General features: G+C 33.3%; 5 protein-coding genes. 4 read left to right on the plus strand and 1 reads right to left on the minus strand.

Annotated elements, in window-relative coordinates:
* From ACKOWY_RS02685 to ACKOWY_RS02700, 4 genes are all read left to right on the plus strand, one after another.
* On the plus strand, positions 1-441 hold a 441-nt coding region (locus ACKOWY_RS02685), incomplete at its 5' end, for a cyclase family protein (RefSeq protein WP_408939901.1).
* 62 nt (positions 442-503) lie between these two features.
* On the plus strand, positions 504-812 hold the full coding sequence (locus tag ACKOWY_RS02690; protein WP_408939902.1) for a nucleotidyltransferase family protein: 309 nt from the start codon (positions 504-506) through the stop codon (positions 810-812).
* Positions 796-1,131, plus strand: a complete 336-nt coding sequence (locus ACKOWY_RS02695; protein WP_408939903.1) for a DUF86 domain-containing protein — start codon at positions 796-798, stop codon at positions 1,129-1,131. The genes ACKOWY_RS02690 and ACKOWY_RS02695 overlap by 17 nt, the downstream gene beginning before the upstream one ends.
* Before the next feature lie 48 nt (positions 1,132-1,179).
* Positions 1,180-2,136: a Fic family protein gene (locus tag ACKOWY_RS02700; RefSeq protein ID WP_408939904.1), complete on the plus strand. Its 957-nt coding sequence runs from the start codon at positions 1,180-1,182 to the stop codon at positions 2,134-2,136.
* Between the two features lie 28 nt (positions 2,137-2,164).
* Here ACKOWY_RS02700 and ACKOWY_RS02705 read toward each other — a convergent pair.
* The coding region (locus ACKOWY_RS02705; protein ID WP_408939905.1) for a flavin reductase at positions 2,165-2,544 on the minus strand (380 nt) is incomplete at its 5' end.

Consider the following 2,544-nt stretch of genomic DNA (forward strand, 5'->3'; position numbering starts at 1 on the left):
ATAACCGTTGCCGACTTACAAGATTGGGAAAAGGCAAATGGAGAAATTAAAACAGGAACCATTATTTTATTCCGCACTGGCTACGGACAATTTTATCCAAATCGTGAAAAGTATTTTGGTTCTCCATTAAAAGGAGAGGCCGCTATTCCGCTATTACATTTTCCAGGAATTAGTCCAGAGGCTGCAACATGGTTAGTACAAACAAAAAAAGCAAAGGCGGTAGGGTTAGATACTCCGAGCATGGACTATGGTCAGTCGAAAGATTTTAAAACGCACCAAATTTTATTAGGGGCTAACATTCCGGGATTTGAAAATGTAGCACACCTTGATCAGTTGCCATTAAAAGGATTTGAGATTATGGCTTTACCAATGAAAATTGGTGGTGGTAGCGGTGCTCCATTACGAATTGCTGCGAGTATTTTAGAAGATATAGAGAATTGATTTTATTCTATGTTGGTTATTTGGTATTTTATCGCCTTAATTGAATCAGTATATTTGCAATAATGGACTTGATTTTATACAATATTGACAAAATAAAATTGCTATGTGAACAGCATCATGTAGCCTCGTTGTTTGCATTTGGTTCAATCACAAGAAATCAACTAACGCCAACAAGTGATGTAGATTTTATTGTGGATATAGAAGATAAAGACCCGTTACTATATGCGGATGATTATTTCGCCTTAAAGTTTGAATTAGCCGAGTTGTTAAAAAGAGATATTGATTTATTAGAATCAAAGTCTTTAAAGAACAAGTTTTTATTGGAAGTGATTAACAATACCAAGGTTTTAGTTTATGGAAAAGGAAATTAAAGTTTGGCTTTCAGACATTCTTCAAGCAATAGAGGAGATCAACACATTTTTACCAGAACAAAAAATATTTCAAGTTTTTCGCGATGATTTAAAAACACGTAGAGCAATAGAAAGAAATATTGAAATTATTGGAGAAGCAACCAACCGAATACTTACAGTAAATCCAGATATAGCTATAACAAGTGCAAGAAAAATTGTTGATACGAGAAATAGAATATCACATGGTTATGATAGTGTTTCAGACGATATTGTTTGGGCTATTATAATTCGAGACTTGCCGATTTTAAAAGAAGAGGTTTCCAGTTTGCTTTCTAGATAGTTTTCATGTTTTTGTTTATCTTTGATAGTATCAAATGATACTATCAAAATGAAGCCGCCCTATACAATCACTTCTGAAATTTTATGGCTTGTATCAGCAATTTCTCAAAAAATAGGGGAAGCGAATGCTAAGCATTTGGTTCGACAGAATCCGAAACTTCGTAAGCAAAATAAAATTAAAACCATTCACTCTACTCTTGGAATTGAAGGTAATACACTTACAGAAAAACAGATTACAGCGCTCATTGAAAACAAGCGTGTAGTTGGCCCAGAAAAAGACATTAAAGAAGTTTTAAATGCATTATCTGTATACAAAGAATTAAAACAGTTTCGTTTTTATTCTGAAAAAGATTTTTTAAAGGCGCATAAATTATTAATGTCGGGATTAATTCTAAAACCAGGCGCCTTCAGAAGCAAAGGGGTAGGTATCGTTACCGGTTCATTAATTAAACATCTTGCGCCCCCGCACCACAATGTGAAATTTTTAATGGCGGATTTGTTTGATTACTTAAAATCTGATGCTGATTTGGTCTTAATTAAAAGTTGTGTGTTTCATTATGAAATGGAATTCATACATCCTTTTCTAGATGGAAATGGACGAATGGGGCGGTTGTGGCAAACATTAATTTTAATGAACGAGTATCCGTTATTTGAGTTCTTACCTTTTGAGACACTAATTGCAAAAAATCAAAAAGAATACTATCGTGCACTATCCGCCTCTGATAAAGAAGGGTCATCAACAAAGTTTATTGTATTCATGCTAAAAATAATTGATGAGTCTTTATCATTATTGCTTAATAATACTGCCCGTAAACTGAATGAATCTGAAAGGCTCGAACTATTTTTAGAAACGAATGAAGATGCTTTTACTCGTAAAGATTATTTGAAATATCATTCTACTATTTCTTCTGCAACTGCTAGTCGTGATTTAAAATTGGGTGTTGAACAAAAGTTAATTAAGATGATTGGTGATAAAAAAACCGCTACTTACAAAAAGAAAAAATAATTTTACAAGGTGAAGTACTCCGCAGGTGCTACTTCACCTTGGCATAAGGGAGTCTAATAATTTTCTCCGCCTTATAATATCCATCTATTCCTAAGCTACAAATTGAATTCGCTTTTTCGATTTCTAAAAAACCATCGCTAGTTATTATTTCTTGCGGAACGAAAATCATTTGAACTTCTCCAATTACAAAAAAAGTATTGTTTTGTTTGATAGGAATAATTTCAATCAATTTCATTCCGTATTTTATAGTGCTCTCTTTCACAAATGGAGCATAAAAATTATTACTGTATTCTTCTGTAAATCCACATGCCTCAAACTCACTCTTTCCTTCGGGATATTTTGCACTGGTTTGATGTGCGTTATCAATCATTTCATTTGAAATATGGTTGATAGTATAATAACCCGTCG

The organism is Flavobacterium sp., assembly GCF_046073885.1.
In the GTDB taxonomy this organism is placed as follows: Bacteria; Bacteroidota; Bacteroidia; order Flavobacteriales; family Flavobacteriaceae; genus Flavobacterium.

Bases quoted from the DNA above. Each gene is read 5' to 3' on its own strand.
- ACKOWY_RS02690 (WP_408939902.1), top strand. From the start codon at position 504: ATGGACTTGATTTTATACAATATTGACAAAATAAAATTGCTATGTGAA.
- ACKOWY_RS02695 (WP_408939903.1), top strand. From the start codon at position 796: ATGGAAAAGGAAATTAAAGTTTGGCTTTCAGACATTCTTCAAGCAATA.
- ACKOWY_RS02700 (WP_408939904.1), top strand. From the start codon at position 1,180: ATGAAGCCGCCCTATACAATCACTTCTGAAATTTTATGGCTTGTATCA.